At 67.1% G+C, this 14,551-nt stretch carries 13 protein-coding genes and 2 pseudogenes; 10 read left to right on the top strand and 5 right to left on the bottom strand.

Annotated features, from left to right (window positions below; translation table 11 throughout):
* Nucleotides 1–528 precede the first annotated feature (528 nt).
* The 6 genes from V2J85_RS00305 (at nucleotide 529) to V2J85_RS00280 (ending at nucleotide 7,317) form a co-directional block, all read left to right on the top strand.
* Nucleotides 529–2,625 carry a flavin monoamine oxidase family protein gene (locus tag V2J85_RS00305; protein ID WP_330820242.1) on the top strand — a complete coding sequence of 699 codons (2,097 nt, stop codon included), beginning with the start codon at nucleotides 529–531 and terminating at the stop codon, nucleotides 2,623–2,625.
* Nucleotides 2,622–4,481 (top strand): thiamine pyrophosphate-binding protein, encoded by a 1,860-nt coding sequence (locus V2J85_RS00300; RefSeq protein WP_330820241.1) that lies wholly within the window; start codon nucleotides 2,622–2,624, stop codon nucleotides 4,479–4,481. The genes V2J85_RS00305 and V2J85_RS00300 overlap by 4 nt, the downstream gene beginning before the upstream one ends.
* A gap of 229 nt (nucleotides 4,482–4,710) precedes the next feature.
* Nucleotides 4,711–5,436: a hypothetical protein gene (locus V2J85_RS00295; protein WP_330820240.1), complete on the top strand. Its 726-nt coding sequence runs from the start codon at nucleotides 4,711–4,713 to the stop codon at nucleotides 5,434–5,436.
* Between the two features lie 120 nt (nucleotides 5,437–5,556).
* Nucleotides 5,557–6,381, top strand: coding sequence for an SAM-dependent methyltransferase (locus V2J85_RS00290; RefSeq protein ID WP_330820239.1), 825 nt, complete (start codon nucleotides 5,557–5,559; stop codon nucleotides 6,379–6,381).
* Nucleotides 6,382–6,620: 239 nt separating this feature from the next.
* On the top strand, nucleotides 6,621–6,752 hold the full coding sequence (locus V2J85_RS00285) for a hypothetical protein (protein ID WP_261953721.1): 132 nt from the start codon (nucleotides 6,621–6,623) through the stop codon (nucleotides 6,750–6,752).
* Nucleotides 6,745–7,317 carry an RNA polymerase sigma factor gene (locus V2J85_RS00280; RefSeq protein WP_330820731.1) on the top strand — a complete coding sequence of 191 codons (573 nt, stop codon included), beginning with the start codon at nucleotides 6,745–6,747 and terminating at the stop codon, nucleotides 7,315–7,317. Before V2J85_RS00285 ends, V2J85_RS00280 begins: the two co-directional genes overlap by 8 nt.
* Before the next feature lie 559 nt (nucleotides 7,318–7,876).
* On the opposite strand, the gene V2J85_RS00275 is transcribed toward V2J85_RS00280, so the two are convergent.
* The 3 genes from V2J85_RS00275 to V2J85_RS00265 all read right to left on the bottom strand — a co-directional run bounded on the left by V2J85_RS00275 (nucleotide 7,877) and on the right by V2J85_RS00265 (nucleotide 10,504).
* The gene (locus tag V2J85_RS00275; protein ID WP_261953723.1) at nucleotides 7,877–8,485 is read right to left on the bottom strand and encodes a TIGR03086 family metal-binding protein; all 609 of its coding nucleotides are present in this window, start codon (nucleotides 8,483–8,485) and stop codon (nucleotides 7,877–7,879) included.
* A 436-nt stretch (nucleotides 8,486–8,921) separates the two neighbouring features.
* Entirely contained in the window at nucleotides 8,922–9,611 is a 690-nt protein-coding gene (locus V2J85_RS00270; protein WP_330820238.1) for an SDR family oxidoreductase, read from the bottom strand.
* Nucleotides 9,608–10,504 (bottom strand): NAD(P)H-binding protein, encoded by an 897-nt coding sequence (locus tag V2J85_RS00265; protein ID WP_330820237.1) that lies wholly within the window; start codon nucleotides 10,502–10,504, stop codon nucleotides 9,608–9,610. The genes V2J85_RS00270 and V2J85_RS00265 overlap by 4 nt, the downstream gene beginning before the upstream one ends.
* Nucleotides 10,505–10,572: 68 nt before the next feature.
* Here V2J85_RS00265 and V2J85_RS00260 point away from each other — a divergent pair, with 68 nt between their 5' ends.
* The 4 genes and pseudogenes from V2J85_RS00260 to V2J85_RS00245 form a co-directional block, all read left to right on the top strand.
* Nucleotides 10,573–11,382, top strand: coding sequence for a LysR family transcriptional regulator (locus V2J85_RS00260; protein WP_261953726.1), 810 nt, complete (start codon nucleotides 10,573–10,575; stop codon nucleotides 11,380–11,382).
* Between the two features lie 166 nt (nucleotides 11,383–11,548).
* A pseudogene (locus V2J85_RS00255) lies at nucleotides 11,549–11,723 on the top strand (IS21-like element helper ATPase IstB); the annotation flags it as partial.
* 205 nt (nucleotides 11,724–11,928) lie between these two features.
* Nucleotides 11,929–12,705, top strand: coding sequence for an alpha/beta fold hydrolase (locus tag V2J85_RS00250; protein WP_330820236.1), 777 nt, complete (start codon nucleotides 11,929–11,931; stop codon nucleotides 12,703–12,705).
* A gap of 84 nt (nucleotides 12,706–12,789) precedes the next feature.
* Nucleotides 12,790–12,870 (top strand): annotated as a pseudogene (locus V2J85_RS00245) (IS5/IS1182 family transposase); the annotation flags it as partial.
* 39 nt (nucleotides 12,871–12,909) lie between these two features.
* On the opposite strand, the gene V2J85_RS00240 reads toward V2J85_RS00245, so the two are convergent.
* Both V2J85_RS00240 and V2J85_RS00235 read right to left on the bottom strand, forming a co-directional pair.
* Nucleotides 12,910–13,260 carry a DUF4232 domain-containing protein gene (locus V2J85_RS00240; RefSeq protein WP_330820235.1) on the bottom strand — a complete coding sequence of 117 codons (351 nt, stop codon included), beginning with the start codon at nucleotides 13,258–13,260 and terminating at the stop codon, nucleotides 12,910–12,912.
* Between the two features lie 4 nt (nucleotides 13,261–13,264).
* Nucleotides 13,265–14,539 (bottom strand): phophatidylserine decarboxylase associated domain-containing protein, encoded by a 1,275-nt coding sequence (locus tag V2J85_RS00235; protein ID WP_330820234.1) that lies wholly within the window; start codon nucleotides 14,537–14,539, stop codon nucleotides 13,265–13,267.
* Nucleotides 14,540–14,551 lie beyond the last annotated feature (12 nt).

Below are 14,551 nucleotides of genomic sequence, written 5' to 3'. Positions count from 1 at the left end.
GTTCTGTAGCGCCATGCCCCACCACTGTGATCCCCCCGGTGTCCGTCCAGGAGGAGTTCCCGCATGACCACAACCCGGGTGTGCCCTGACTCGCCGCCCGTCGTGGAACTCCCCGTCCCCCCGCCGCGTACGTCGCGGGCGATCCAGGGAAACCTCCTGGCGGCGTTCACCAGCGGCGGCGACACCAACGACTTCGACCACGCGAACGACACCAGGGGTGGCGTGCCCCCTGCGCGGCGCACATCCGCCGAACGGATCCCCGCGCGGCAGGGGAGAGACGGCCGGCCCGAGCGCGGAAAGCCACCGCATCCTGCGCGGCATCCCCTACCGAGGGAACTCGACCACGGCCCGAAGGGCGACGTCACCAACATGGCGCAGTCTCTCACCACCAAGGGCATGGCATACGCCGTCACCCCTCCCGCACCACGCTCCGTCACCTCGCCGCGGGCGATCCACCGCCCAGAACCTGACGGGCCCTTCCATCCGGTTCATCCGGCATTCCCCCACCTCTGACATAGGAAGCGACGCATGGACAGCAGCACCTTCACGGTCCCCCCGTCCAGCAACGGCCACGGCCCCGAACCCGAACCTCCCTCGGAACTCCACCGGCAGCTCGCCCGTGCCCTGCTGCTGATCGGCCCGAACGACGAAGACCTCAAACTGCGCTATCTCAAGACGCTGATCGACAACGGTCTGCCCCCGACCACCGCCGCCGAGCGCAAGCGTGTCCTGATCGTCGGCGCCGGCATCGCCGGTCTGGTCGCCGGTCACCTGCTGAAAAACGCCGGCCACGAGGTGACCATCCTGGAGGCCAACGCCAACCGGGTGGGTGGCAGGCTGAAGACCTTCCGTACGGAGGACCCGAAGAAGCCCGCCTTCTGGGACGAGAAGCAGTACGCCGAGGCCGGGGCGATGCGGGTTCCGGACTTCCACCCGCTCACCCTGGCCCTCATCGACAAACTCGGCCTGACCCGACGGCTGTTCTACAACGTCGACATCGAACCGGGCACCGGCGACGAGAAGGTGCCCGTCCCCCCGGTTGTCTACCGCTCCTTCAAGAACGACGAGAAGTGGCAGTACGGCAACGAGAGCCCCGACTTCAAGGCCCCGAACAAGGCCAACCGCACCTGGATCCGCACCAACCGCGTCCAGGTCCGCAGGAGGGACTACGCCCTCAATCCACGCCCCGTCAACGAGGGCTTCAACCTCTCCGGCAGCGAGGCCTGCGCGCAGGTGTCCCAACTGGTCAACCAGGCTCTGGAACCGGTCCGGGACTACTACTCCGTGCTCAAGAGCAACGGCGAGCGCGAGAACAAACCCTTCGAGGAGTGGCTGGACGGCTGGGCCAGGGTCATCCGGGACTTCGACGGCTACTCGATGGGCCGCTTCCTGCGGGAGTACGCGGGCTTCAGCGACGAGGCGATCGAGGCCATCGGCACCATCGAGAACATGACCTCCCGCCTCCACCTGGCCTTCTTCCACACCTTCCTGGGACGCAGCGACATCAACCCCAACGCCACCTACTGGGAGATCGACGGCGGCAGCTGGAAGCTCCCCTACCGGCTCGCGGACGGCCTCAAGAGCAACATCCAGATGGGCCAGCGGATGACCCGCCTGGAATACCTGGACCCCTGGAGCGACGGCGCCACCAGCCGGCTCACCCGGTCGTCCGGGCACCGGGTGGAGATCGACACGGTGAGCGAGCAGGACCCCCAGGCCCCGCCGCGGACCTGGGAAGGCGACCTGGCCATCGTCACCGTCCCCTTCTCCAGCCTCCGGTTCACCCAGGTGAACCCGCCCTTCTCGTACAAGAAGCGCCGCGCCATCATCGAGACCCACTACGACCAGGCCACCAAGGTACTGCTCGAATTCTCCCGCCGCTGGTGGGAGTTCATCGAGGAGGACTGGAAACGGGAGCTCGGCGAAGACCTGTACCGGTGGTACCAGCAGCAGGGCGAGGACGAAGCCGAGGCCGCACGGGCCATGCCGGAGCACCTGCGCAACGCCCCGCACGGGCCGCTCGGCCTGCTCAGCGGGGTGGCGGACACCGAGATCAACGAGGCACAGCTGAAGCACTACCGCAACTGGTCGCTGCAGCAGGCGCCGGTCCGGGAAGCCAGTCATGTCTTCGGCGGCGGCTCCACCACCGACAACCCCAACCGCTTCATGTACTACCCCTCCCATCCCGTCCCCGGCAGCGAGGGCGGCGTGGTCCTGGCCAGTTACAGCTGGTCGGACGACGCGGCGCGCTGGGACTCCATGGACGACGACGAGCGCTACATCTACGCCCTGCGCAACCTCCAGACCCTCCACGGCCGCCGCATCGAGGCGTTCTACACCTTCCACGGCCGGACCCAGAGCTGGCTGCGCGATCCGTACGCCTTCGGTGAGGCCGCCGTCTACACCCCGCACCAGATGACCAGCTTCCATCTGGACGCGATGCTGCCGGAGGGCCCGATCCACTTCGCCGGCGAGCACATCTCCCTCAAGCACGCCTGGATCGAGGGCGCGGTGGAGACCGCCGTGGCCGCCGCCCTCGCGGTCCACGAGACGCCGCGGCCGGCCGACCTCGCCGCCATGGAACCCGCAGCAGCCGACCGTCCGCAGGAGGTTGTGACGTCATGACGAGAACCAAGACCGGCGCGTGGAACGTGGGCCGCTACCTCGCCACCCGTCTCCAACAGCTCGGCGTCACCCACCTGTTCGGGGTGCCCGGCGACCACCTCGGCCCGTTCCTGTCGATCATGCAGGAGACCACCGACGTGCAGTGGGTCGGCACCCCCACCGAGGTGGGAGCCGGCTACGCCGCCGACGCCTACGCCCGGGCCAAGGCCGCCGACGCCGACCTGGACAAGGGCGAGGTGGCCATCGGCGCCGTCGCCGTCACCTACAGCGTGGGTTCCTTCAACCTCCTCAACCCCATCGGCGGCGCCTACGTCGAAAACGTTCCGCTGGTCGCCATCAACGCGGCCCCGTCCTACGAGCAGTGGCTCAACTACCAGGCGATCGGCCTGCTCACCTCCCACATGAGCCAGCGCCGCGAGAGCAACCTGGACGTCTACCGCCAGGTCACCGTCGACGCCCAGGTGATCTCCAACGCCGCGCTGGCTCCCGTCCAGATCGACACCGCGCTCACCGCGTGCCTGTCCGAGAGCCGGCCGGTCTACCTGGAGATCATGGACGATGTCTGGAAGGCGCCCTGTCCCGAACCGAAGGGCACGATCGAACGCCGGGAGCGCCCGTACACCGCCCGGAACGACGAGATGTGCCAGGTGGCGGTCAAGGCCACCGTGGAAATGATCGACCGGCACCGCAATCCCATCCTGTGGGCCGGTGAGGAGATCGAACGCCAGCGGCTGGAAGGAAAGTTCACCGCACTGGTGGAGAGCACCGGGATCCCGTTCTGCACCACCATCGGCGCCAAGTCCGTCGTCTCCGAGAACACCCCGGGCTTCTCCGGCGTCTACAACGGCAAGGCCAGCGATCCCAAGGTGCGTGAGACCTTCAAGGCACATGGCTGCCGGATCGGGCTGGGCACCTGGTCGACGTCGAAGAACCTCGGCGGCGAGCAGGCGCTCGGCGACGACTGGGCGGTCGCCGTGCGCGACGGCGTCAGCGTCGGCGCCAGGTACTTCCCCAGCGTCCAGCTCCCGCACTTCATCGAGGAGCTGGGCAGGGCCCTGAGGGAACGCTACGGTGACCGCGGTCTGGCCGCCGACGCCTTCACATACGCCCATGGCCAGGGCCTGGACGTACCGGCGAGCACGGACGCCTACCTGTCCGGCCTCAGCTCCTCGGACCAGTCGGCGGACCTGCCGGTGACCTACGACAGCTTCTTCGAGCACATCAGCGCGTTCCTCCAGGAGCAGACCACCGGCTCGGGCACCGGCGCCACCACCCCCTACACCGTGATCTCGGACGCCGCGTTCGCCCTGATCGGCTCGATGAACCTGCGCATGCCCGAACGTGCCTCGTACATCGCGCAGAACAGCTGGCTGTCCATCGGCTACTCGGTCGGTGCCACCACCGGGATCGCCCTCGCCAGGAAGCGGCGGAACAAGCGCCCGCTGGTGTTCGTCGGCGACGGATCGTTCCAGGAGACCTGCCAGGAACTCGCCACCCATGTCCGGCAGTTGCTCAACCCCGTGATCTTCGTGCTGGACAACGAGGGCTTCTACGGCATCGAGCAGATGCTGGTCAATCCCTGCTATTTCAAGGGCCGGACGTCCGACGGTGCAGACTTCTACAACGTCCTCCACCCCTGGAACTACGACCGCCTGGCCGAGGTGTTCGGATCCGAGAAGACCCCGATGACCGGCGAGCAGATCCACAGTCACGGGCAGCTGTCTGCCCTGTTGGACCGCATCGCCAACCCGGAGGACACCATCAACACCGGACCAACCCTGGCCCAGATCAGGCTCGCCCGCCATGACTACCCGAAGGCCATGACATACAAGATCAAGGAGAAGTGCCCCGACTGAGGGTGGAGGGCGGGGACCATACCCCTGGTGCCGGTCGCGCCACGTGTGCCGGCCGAGTGGTCCCCGCCCTACGGCAAGACGACGTCGCTGGGTGATCAAACCCACCGTCTCCAGCGGGAGTTGGCGGGCCCTCGCGACTACTGACTGGTAGCACTATCAAGTGCCATAACTCAATGCCTCTGACCCTCTACGCTGTGTGGTGAGCGGCGTCGCGCCACGGGGGGCTTTGATGGCACAAGGTGACCAAAACTCCACCAATGCCGGGACCGGAACCACTCCTGACTCATCGTCATCGGATGAGCGTGAAAAACACCGGCGCGCGCTCATACTTGCCTGCATTCCTGCCGGCGCGGCCGTTATCGTGGCGATTGTCGCTGGTATTTTTGGGTTGGCAACGAGTGATGGCAAAACGGAGACGCCGCCTGGCCCGGGCCCGGTAAGCCCTCCGGTTCCTGCTACGTCTCCACCATCACCCTCCAGCTCAGGACGGACTACGCCGACCACTTCGCCACCAACGTCAGGCTCCCCAACGAAATCCCCCAAGCCCAATTCGCCCGTTGCGAAACGGTGGGAGGGCAAAGCCGATCTGCCACTGGAGCGGGACGGCGTATCGGATCTCGGGCTGGATGTCGATAAGCCTCATCCTTCGCTGGTAAGCGTTGGGGCCGATCTGAATACGGGCTGGTTCGCCTCCGAAGCGATCGTTGTCAACAGCGGTCGAGTGGTCGAAGTCGCGGGGACCGCGGATACCGTCGACAGGGACACCTGCGTTGCGCAGCTGCCGACGTCAGCTCGGGAGGAAGAATGGGTTGATGCCTGGCGAGGAAATCAACCTATCGGCACATTTTGCTTTGCTTCAACCGAAGGGGCGGTCGGCGTATTTTCCATCGATTCCGTGGGTCCGCATCCGGCTTATCCTCAGTACGTCAGGATCAAGGTTGTGGTGTGGGAGTGATGCGGGAATCAACTGAGCCGCCAGGCCAGACTGGCCACTCGGAAGGTGGGGGACATCCCGGCCGGGGCGGGTTCTCCTACACTTAACGCACCAACAGACCGAGCGACAAGGGTTGTTCCGATGGCCGATAGCACCACGAGGGTTGATCAGTCGAAGCCGAGCATCGCCCGCGTCTACGACTACTTGCTCGGCGGCAAGGACAACTACGCCGTCGACCGTGAGATCGGTGACTTCTTCATCAAGGATCTGCCCGGTTCGGTGGCGATCGCATCCAGCAATCGCCAGGCCCTGATTCGCGCCGTGGCCGCCATGGCGCGCGACGGCATCCGCCAGTTCGTCGACATGGGCAGCGGCCTGCCCACCGCCGACAACGTGCATCAGGTCGCCCAGCGGCACCATGCCGATGCGCGCGTCGCCTACGTCGACAACGATCCGATCGTGCTCGCCCACGGCCGTGCCCTGTTGGCCACCGACGACCGCACCACGGTGATCCAGGCGGACCTGCGTGAGCCGGAAGAGATCTACAACAACCCCGACGTGGCGAACCTGATCAACTTCGACGAGCCGGTGGGTGTCATCTTCAGCGCCATCCTGCATCATCTCAACGATGCCGAGCGGCCCGCCGATCTCGTGCGCTGGTGGACGGACCGGGTGCCATCGGACAGCCAGGTCTATGTCTCTCATTTCCGCTCCGGCGAGAACGAGGAAACCCGGCTCGCGGAGCAGAAGCTGCAGGGAAGTTTCGGCCGGGGCCGCTGGCGCACCGACGAGGAGATCACCGGCCTGCTCGGCGACCTGGACTTGCTCGAACCGGGTCTGGTGAACTGCTCACTGTGGCGGCCGGACCCTGTGCCCGGCGAAGGCATCGCCGACATCAGCGCAATCAAGCGCGATCTGACGGTGTGGGAGCAGCTGATTTCCAGTGCCCTGGCCCGTAAGCCGTAATCGCCCCGCCGGCGTTGCTGGGGCGATGGGGGCCGTCCTCTCGGTCCCGGGACGTCACACGTTGACCAGAGTGGGGCCATGCCGGCTCTGACCGATGCGGCCGAACCGCACTCGCCCACCACACAAGGGGAGCGGGAGCCACTGCTCTGCTTCCCGGCGTGCGGCGACCTCGCGCAGAAGGCGGGAGGTCCAGATTTCCCCGGCCAGGGCTGAATCCTTTCGCGTACACCGTGCCTCTTATGCCTGTACCGACGAACGTCGGGCAGGACCTGGAGGTTGGTGTGATCCTCGGTATCGGTGTCGCCGCTGGAGTGGTGCTGCTCTGCACCTGCGTGCTCGTCATGAAGCGTAAGCGGGGTGAACGTGGCTGACTCGGCCTGGCCCGGCGAACAGTTGGTCATCGCCGCCCAGCGTGGTGATGTTGCCTCGATCGCCGCATTGGTGTCGGGCTCGCATCCGCATGTGCGGCGCTTCGCCCACTCGCTCTGTGCGACCCCGGAGGACGCCGAAGACGCGGCGCAGGAAGCCTTGATCATCCTGTACCGCAAGATCGGCATGCTGCGGGCCTCCGGGGCGCTGGCCTCGTGGATGTTCCGCATCGTCCGCAACGAGTGTCTTCGGCGTGCACGGGCCATGGTGCGCGACCAGTCACCGCTTTCGGACACTGCCGTGGACTCGGCCGAGGACGAGGCACTGCGACGCCTGGAAGCGGAGAGGGTGGCGGCAGCGGTCGCCGCACTGCCACCCGATCAGCGGCGGGTGCTGGTCATGCGAGACATCCAAGGCCATAGCGGACGGACGGTCGCCGATGCACTGGGCCTCAGTTCGGCGGCCATGAAATCGCGTCTGCACCGGGCCCGCGCAGCGGTTCAACACGCGCTCCGTGCCCCATCGGAATCAGCTCCCGGAGGAACCCATGCCTGGAACGAAGACTGACGGCCCTGACTTCGCGAGCGCCTCCCTGGCACGGCATCTGGTGCGCGGCACGGTGGGATTCGGGACGTTGGCCGGTTCAGTGGCGCTCCTACCGGTCGTCGGGCCGGTCAGCCTGGTGCTCCTGCCGGCAGGTCTGCTCGCGTTGCGCGGGTGCCCGATGTGCTGGACGGTCGGGTTGCTGCAAACCCTTTCGAGGGGCCGGCTGCAACGCTCCTGCGAGAACGGCCGGTGCCACCTGAACGTCGCAGGCGGCGGGCAGCAGCACAGCGAATCGGTCGCCTCCTAGCTCGTCCCGTGAAGTCGAGCAGCCCCGGTGAGGCGGTGGGCGTTGGTGACCGGGTTGCCAGGTGAGACCGTGTCCTGTGTGGTGAGCAAGTGCATCGGCGTCCGCCGGCTACCGCACCCGGCTGGCGAGCCTGGGCGAGCTGGTGCGGTACGGACCCGTCCTGTGTCGCTGGGGCCTGTGGCAGGCCAGCATGTTCGGCGCTTCGCGCTCCGTGCGACGTGAACGACCACGGGGCGGCCGCGGTCGTGATCCGGCCCCGCGCTCGGAGTCTGTTCACGGGCGGCGCCCCATCAGGCGGAGCAGGCGGTCCTGCGGGGAGTCGGGGCCGGACGGCGGACTGGGGACGGGCTCCCCGTAGTACAGATCGCTCCTTGTCTGTGCGAGCGGGCTCTCCTCCACGCCCGCATAGATCCAGTCGACGTTTCCCATGACCCAGTCGACGAGATGGCCGTCGAGCTGATCGTCGGCGCCTATCGCGCGCGACAGGTCCCAGGTGTGGGTCAGCGTGTCCGTGATCATCAGCCCGAGCAGTTGCCGGGCCGTGAGGGGAGCGAAGGGGTAGTCGACCGTCCGGTCGAGTGCGCCCGGAACCCGGAACTCGGTGAGCATCGCGGCCGAGGCGCGCTCGTAGTCGGCCAACGGGTGGTCGCCAAGAGGATCCTGATCCAGCTGTGTGAGGAACCCGTCGGCCGAGCCGCCGTGCATCAACGCGGTGTAGATGAGGTTGCCCTGGACCAGGTGGCCGACGAGCTGCCGGACGTCCCACTTCTCGCACGGCGTGCCGTCCGTCCACTGGTCGGATCGGACGAGCCGGATCCGTGCCGCGCAGTCGGCGTAGGCGGTGGTGAGGAGGGTGAAGAGTTCGTTGTCGGTTTCGCGCATGAAGGGAAGTCTGCTGCTCTGCGGGGCAGTTGGTCCGGCGGGATTCAGTCGCCGTGTTGGCAGGCGTCGGCCCCCGGCTCCGTTGATTTCGCGGACAGGTACTCGTTCCGCCACCCGGACGGCCTGGCGACACCGGGCTGCCCGGACCAGCGGCAGAACGGCGCATCCCGTCACAACTGGGCGAAGGTACTCGTGTGGCGCACCGGTGCCACACGTTCGGCTCTGCCCGCCGGCTGGTGCGAACCGACACGCAGCGCTGCACTGTCTCGACGGGCCCAACGGCATCCGCTCCCACGCCGGTCCGGGGAGCGGATGCCTGCTCATGCCCATGCTGCACTCGCTTCGCCTCACCCACGTCGCCCACCGCCCCCTTGTCGAGCCGGAAGGAGCACCGGGCTGTGGTCGTTCTCCGGCGGGGGCGGCAGTCCGACGACGGTTACCAGGGCACGGTCTGGTCCTGGTAGTTGAGGAACTGCAGACCCGGTTCGCCGCTGTGGCGGTCGATCGTGTCCACGACGCCAGGGATGGACTGGTCGATGGTCAACGGCGCGTCGGGGCCACCGAGTTGGGTGCGGACGTGGCCGGGGCAGATGAGCAGCAGCGTGTGCGCGGCATCGGCGTAACGGACGGCGTAGCTGCGCATCAGCTGGTTGAGGGCGGACTTGCTGGCGCGGTAGACGTCCTGACCGCCGTTGGTGTTGAGGCTGAGGCTGCCTTGGCGCGAGGACATGATGCCGATGGTCCCGGTCGGCGCCACCAGGGAGCGGAGGGACTCGACCACGCGCATCGGACTGAGTGCATTGGTGACCATGACGTCGACGAACATCTCCGTCGGGACCTCGCCGACGGGAATGTTGCCCCGTGCGATGGCGGCGTTGACGAACAGCAGGTCCAGGGTGCGGTCCGCCAGGCGTTCGCGTAAGGCGGCGATCTGCTCCGGCTCCGTCATGTCCAGCGACTCGACGGTGACGCGACCCTCGGAAGCCTCGGCCAGGTCGTGGAGGCCGGTGCGCCGATCGCCCCGGACCGTCCCGATGACGTCCCAGCCGCGGTGGGCGTACTCGGTGGCCAGGGCGAGCCCGAGGGCCCGGGAAGCCCCGACGATGAGGGCGGTCCCGGCGCTCATGCCTGGACCGCCGGCTTGAGGACCTGCTCGCACCACTCGCGGAAGGGCGTTGGGCTTGCGGTCTGCGGGGTGCGCCGCACCCCGTCGTCGAGGCCGTCGGCCTTGGCCCGCATCATGTCGAGGTAGCCCTGCACGAGCGCGTCCGCCATGCCTCGTCCCGCGAGTGCCGTGCGGAAGTCGTCGAACGTCTGCCGTTCGTAGCGGATCGGCCGGCCGAGCACGTCGGACATGATGCGCGCCAGGTCGTTCGGCGAAAGGTCCTCGGGGCCCAGCACCGGGACCTCGCCGGTCCCCGTCCACGAGCGGTCGAGCAGCAGGTCGGCGGCGGCCGCGGCGATGTCCCGGGTGGCGACCACCGGCCCCTTGTGGTCGGCGGCGTCGGTGCCGGTGAACACGCCGTCGTCGCGGATCGAAGCCACCTGCCACAGCAGGTTGTCGATGAAGGTCGGGTTGGCGAGCGCCCGGTAGGCCACGCCTGAATCCGCGATGAGGTCGTCCATGGCCAGCGACGCCGTCACGTGCCCGGCGCGGTCGGCGACGGGGGTGCCCCGGCCGAGGGCCGAGACGCCGACGACGTGTCCGACTCCATGGGTCGTGAACGCCTTCGCGGCAGCGCGGCTGAATTCGGAGTACATGGCGGCCAGGCTCGGCGCCTGTGGGTTTGGGGGAACCAGCCAAAAGACGGCGTCCGCACCGGTGAAGGCCCGGTCGACGACCTCCGCGTCGTCGTGCGAGCCGGTGACGACGTCGACCCGGGCGCGGACCGCGTCGGGGAGTTTCCCGGGGTCACGCACGATGGCGCGCAGCTCTTCGCCGCGCGTGCGGGTCTCGTTGAGGAGGATCTCCAGGAGCCGGCCGCCGATCTGGCCGGTGGGAGTGGTGATGACGATCATGCTTTGAGTCTCGGGTCGGCCGTTCGCGGCGTCCAATACCCTTTACCGACGATTGATACCTTCAGGGCATGGATCTCGATATGCGCAAGCTCCGCTACTTCGCCGCGCTGGCCGAACACCGGCACTTCGGCCGTGCAGCGGAACAGCTCTACATCGCCCAGCCGGTGCTCAGCCGCCAAATCAAGGCATTGGAGCAGGAGTTGGGGTGCACGCTGCTCTTACGGACCACCCGCAGCGTGGAGCTGACCGCCGCCGGCAAACAGCTCTACGAGGAGGCGCAGCAGATCCTCCCGTCGGTCGCCGCGGCGGTCCGCCGTGTCCACGACGTCGATCAAGGAATCCAACGGCTCGCGATCGCCTTCTCGCCGGGGCTGCACGTATCGGAGGCGATCCGGGCGTTCACCTCGCGCCACGCGGACGTCGAGATCGACGTCATCCCGTCACGCTGGTGGGAGCAGGATCGGCCGCTCCGGGACGGCCGAGCCCAAGTCGGCTACATGCGACGGCAGTTCGACGAATCGGGCCTGCGCATCATTCCCATCGGCCACGATCCCAGGGTCGCCTGCATGCCCGTGACGCACCCCCTGGCGAGTCGCCCGGAGCTCACCTCCGCAGACCTCGACGGCGAGCGGATGCTCGACGTACCGAACCGGCGGACATCGTCGCTTGAAGAAAAGTTCGAGCTCATCGCCTCCGGGCACGGCATCGCCCTCATCCCGCTGAGCGTCGCGCGGTCCTACTCCCGCCCCGACCTCATCCACCTCCCCGTCACAGACGCCCCAGCGATCGAGACCTGCCTGGCCGTTTCCGTGGACCGGCGCGAGAGGCTGCTGCGCGACTTCCTGGAGATCGCCACCGTGACACTGCGAGATGCCTGAGCGGCGCGCGCTCCACGGTCTGCGCGAGCCTGCGAGCATCCGTGGCGACCAACCCCAAGTGCACGGCGTCTCGTCCCGACCCAACACATGACCCCACACATGGATCCGGACCGCCACGGCCCCGACGTGCCGTTCCAGGCGCGTGATCGATCGGGAGGGAAAGAATCGGGAGGGAAAGAACGGCGTCGCCATCGCCTCCACCGAGTCGTTCGGCGGATGGACGGAGACCTCCACTGCCCCTCGTCTTTGCGCGCCATCGTCGACCGGCTCACCTTCAACGGCACCATCATCGAGACGGCATCGGCTCCTCTCACCTGGTCAGCACTCGGGCACGAGCTGAGGGGCCGGAAAGGCCGACAGCCCCTCGACGGACGCGTCCTGTCACACCTTGCGCTGGGTGCGCCGGTACAGCGGGCCCACCAGCTCGAACACCTCGGTGAGCCGGTCGGTCAGCTCTTCTGACGCCAGGTCACTCGTTGTCTCATTCACGCCATCGTGATGACACCTTAGTTGCCATTCCATCTGAAGAATGACACCTTGGTTGTCATGGATGATCTGTTCTGGCTCGACGCCGGCGCCGGCCAACCCCTCGTCCTGCTGCACGGCGGCTTCCTGGACCACCGCATGTGGGACGACCAGATACCGGCCCTCGCCGCGCGGTACCGCGTCATCGCGCCCGATGCCCGCGGCCACGGCCGGTCCGCCAACGCCAGCGAACCGTTCCGGCACACCGATGACCTCGCCGCGCTGCTACGGCATCTGGATACCGGCCCCGCGATCCTGGTGGGCGTCTCCATGGGAGGGAGCATCGCGGTCGACACCGCGCTGGAGTACCCGGAACTGGTCCGTGCCGCGGTCGTCATCGGCGTCGGGACCAGTGAGCCGTACTTCACCGACCCCTGGACCACCCGAACCTGGACCGCCTGGCAATCGGCGATGGCCGCCGGTGACCTGAACACCGCCGTCGAGGCATTCACCCGCTTCGCCCCGGGCCCGCACCGCACCCTCGACGATCTCGACCCCGAGGTCGTCGGCCGCCTTCGTGAGATGACCCGCAGCACGCTGTCCAAGCACACCCCCGACGAACCCGACCTGCGCATCCCCGTCCATGACACCTGGAACCGTGCCGCCAAGATCGACGTTCCCGTGCTGGCCATCAACGGTGCCCTGGACTCACCCGACCACCTCGGCATGGCCGAACGCCTCATCCGCACCGTCGCCGACGGCCACGCGATCTCGATCGATGGGACCGCCCACTACCCCAACATGGAACGCCCGGAAATCTTCAACAAGGCCCTCGAAGGCTTCCTGCGTACCTTGTGATCGCACAACCTCAGCCGCACGATCATCGACCGTCATCAAGGCGGCCAGACAGCTCGCCACCGACTGGCCGCCGGCGGAGAAGCCGACTGCCGACTCAAGGGTGACGGCGTCCGCCACGCCATGCTCGGCATCGCCCGCCTCCACAACCTCACCCTCGCCGGGTGACAGGGAAACGGGCTGGCCAACAGGCATCCCGTAGACCAATTATGGGACAGCCCTGAGTCGCGTACTCAGGGCTGTGCCGACGGGATCGACCTGGATCTTGTCGTCGTACGGGCCGGCCAGCTTCAGTGCCTCCGCGGGCCACTTCAGGGACACGCTGTGGGTCTCGTTCGGCGGCGTCACGATGATGTTGGTCGGGGACGCGAGGCTGTCGCCACTGAAGTCGACCTTGTACGAGATGCTGAAGGTGGCGGTGTCACCGGGCTTGAGGTCGGTGATGCGGGGCTGCTCACCGCCACGGCGGACAGGGGCGGACGTGCCATCGTTGTCCTTCACGTCGACGCCCGCGAAGCCCGTCGCCGAGCAGGGCGACACCGGACTGCCGCCGTTCAACTGATCATTTTGCCCGCGCAATCGTCGAATTGACGAAGATGGGCGCGCCGTCGTCGGTGACGGTGCCGGGAACCCCAGTGGGAACGGTGAAGTCGACCTTGTTCGGCTCGAAAACCAGGCACATGCTCGACCCGCCGTAGCTGAAGTACCCGATCTCGTCCCCCCGGGTGACCCGCTGGCCCACCTCAGCTGTGATGGTGACCGAGGAGATCTCGGTGATCCCGACGGGAATGACACAGACCTTGCCGATGTCGGGGGACGTGCTCTTGATGACCACGATCCCCCTCGTGTTGACGTTGGCCTGGTAGCCCTGGGAGAGCGTACCGGCGGTCGGGTCGACCTGCTTCGAATACAGCTCGCTGAACATCAACCCCTCAACCGTCTCTTTGTACTCGATCACGCCGTCGACGGGAGCGTGCCACCGGTGATAGTTCGCCCCCGAGAGGAACGACTGGAAGACGGTACCGCCCACGAAACTGTCGATGCCGCTGTATTTGCTGAGCAACTTCCGCAGCGAGTACCGCTGGTGCTTGATGTCGAGGATGTCGGCGTCCTTCTGGACGTTCGCATACGCCATGACCACCGAGCCGTCGTTCGGAGAGACGACCGCCCGCAGATCGTGCAGTGCTCCGTTGGGGCGGAACTCAGGCTTGATGGGCCGGTGGAAGAAGGCGTTGTAGGACGCGAATCCGCCGTAGGGGGCGTCCGGATCGACCTCGAACTCGTAGAGCTTGAAGTCCTCATACGCCGCCTGACTCAGCCAGCCGTCGGGGCCGTCGTACAGGACGTAGCGGCTCTCCTCGCTGTCCAGAAAGACGCACCATGCCTTGAGGATCTTCCGCAGGGCGTCATTGAACCTCTGATCACGGAAGAGCTCCCAGCCGTCGTCCTTGACGGCCATCATGTAGCAGAACAGGGCCGACATCGGGAAGTAGATGCGCTGCCTGGGATCCAGACGGTAGTGGGGCGCGGTCTGCGTGATCTCGTCAAGACAGGTCAGCATTTCGTCGATGTTCCTGACTCCACCAGGATGCAGTTTCAGGGCCCCTTCGATCGTCCGCGTCACGCGGTCCCGGAGATCCGTCTCCCGGTCGAGCAGATCCGCCAGTTCCTGGACGGGCTTGACGTGCTGCCCCGCCAACTGCGCCCTGGCCCTCTGCACCAACTCCACCTGCCACGCGTCGACCGCCTTGCGGTCCCGCGGCAGATAGCCCGCAGCCCGGCCGAACGAACTCTGGTACCTCGCTTCGATTGCCGCCTCGGTCAGGGGCATGCTCATCGCTGTCTCCAT

The sequence above is a fragment of the Streptomyces bugieae genome, from assembly GCF_036352915.1.
Lineage (GTDB): Bacteria > Actinomycetota > Actinomycetes > Streptomycetales > Streptomycetaceae > Streptomyces > Streptomyces endophytica.
The sequence above is the reverse complement of the archived record's forward strand: the minus strand, read 5'-3'. Positions and strand labels throughout refer to the sequence as shown.

Excerpts from the sequence above, each read along its gene's own strand:
- V2J85_RS00305 (WP_330820242.1), top strand. The coding sequence starts at position 529 with ATGGACAGCAGCACCTTCACGGTCCCCCCGTCCAGCAACGGCCACGGC.
- V2J85_RS00300 (WP_330820241.1), top strand. The coding sequence starts at position 2,622 with ATGACGAGAACCAAGACCGGCGCGTGGAACGTGGGCCGCTACCTCGCC.
- V2J85_RS00295 (WP_330820240.1), top strand. The coding sequence starts at position 4,711 with ATGGCACAAGGTGACCAAAACTCCACCAATGCCGGGACCGGAACCACT.
- V2J85_RS00290 (WP_330820239.1), top strand. The coding sequence starts at position 5,557 with ATGGCCGATAGCACCACGAGGGTTGATCAGTCGAAGCCGAGCATCGCC.
- V2J85_RS00285 (WP_261953721.1), top strand. The coding sequence starts at position 6,621 with ATGCCTGTACCGACGAACGTCGGGCAGGACCTGGAGGTTGGTGTGATC.
- V2J85_RS00275 (WP_261953723.1), bottom strand. The coding sequence starts at position 8,485 with ATGCGCGAAACCGACAACGAACTCTTCACCCTCCTCACCACCGCCTAC.
- V2J85_RS00270 (WP_330820238.1), bottom strand. The coding sequence starts at position 9,611 with ATGAGCGCCGGGACCGCCCTCATCGTCGGGGCTTCCCGGGCCCTCGGG.
- V2J85_RS00265 (WP_330820237.1), bottom strand. The coding sequence starts at position 10,504 with ATGATCGTCATCACCACTCCCACCGGCCAGATCGGCGGCCGGCTCCTG.
- V2J85_RS00260 (WP_261953726.1), top strand. The coding sequence starts at position 10,573 with ATGGATCTCGATATGCGCAAGCTCCGCTACTTCGCCGCGCTGGCCGAA.
- V2J85_RS00250 (WP_330820236.1), top strand. The coding sequence starts at position 11,929 with ATGGATGATCTGTTCTGGCTCGACGCCGGCGCCGGCCAACCCCTCGTC.
- V2J85_RS00235 (WP_330820234.1), bottom strand. The coding sequence starts at position 14,539 with ATGAGCATGCCCCTGACCGAGGCGGCAATCGAAGCGAGGTACCAGAGT.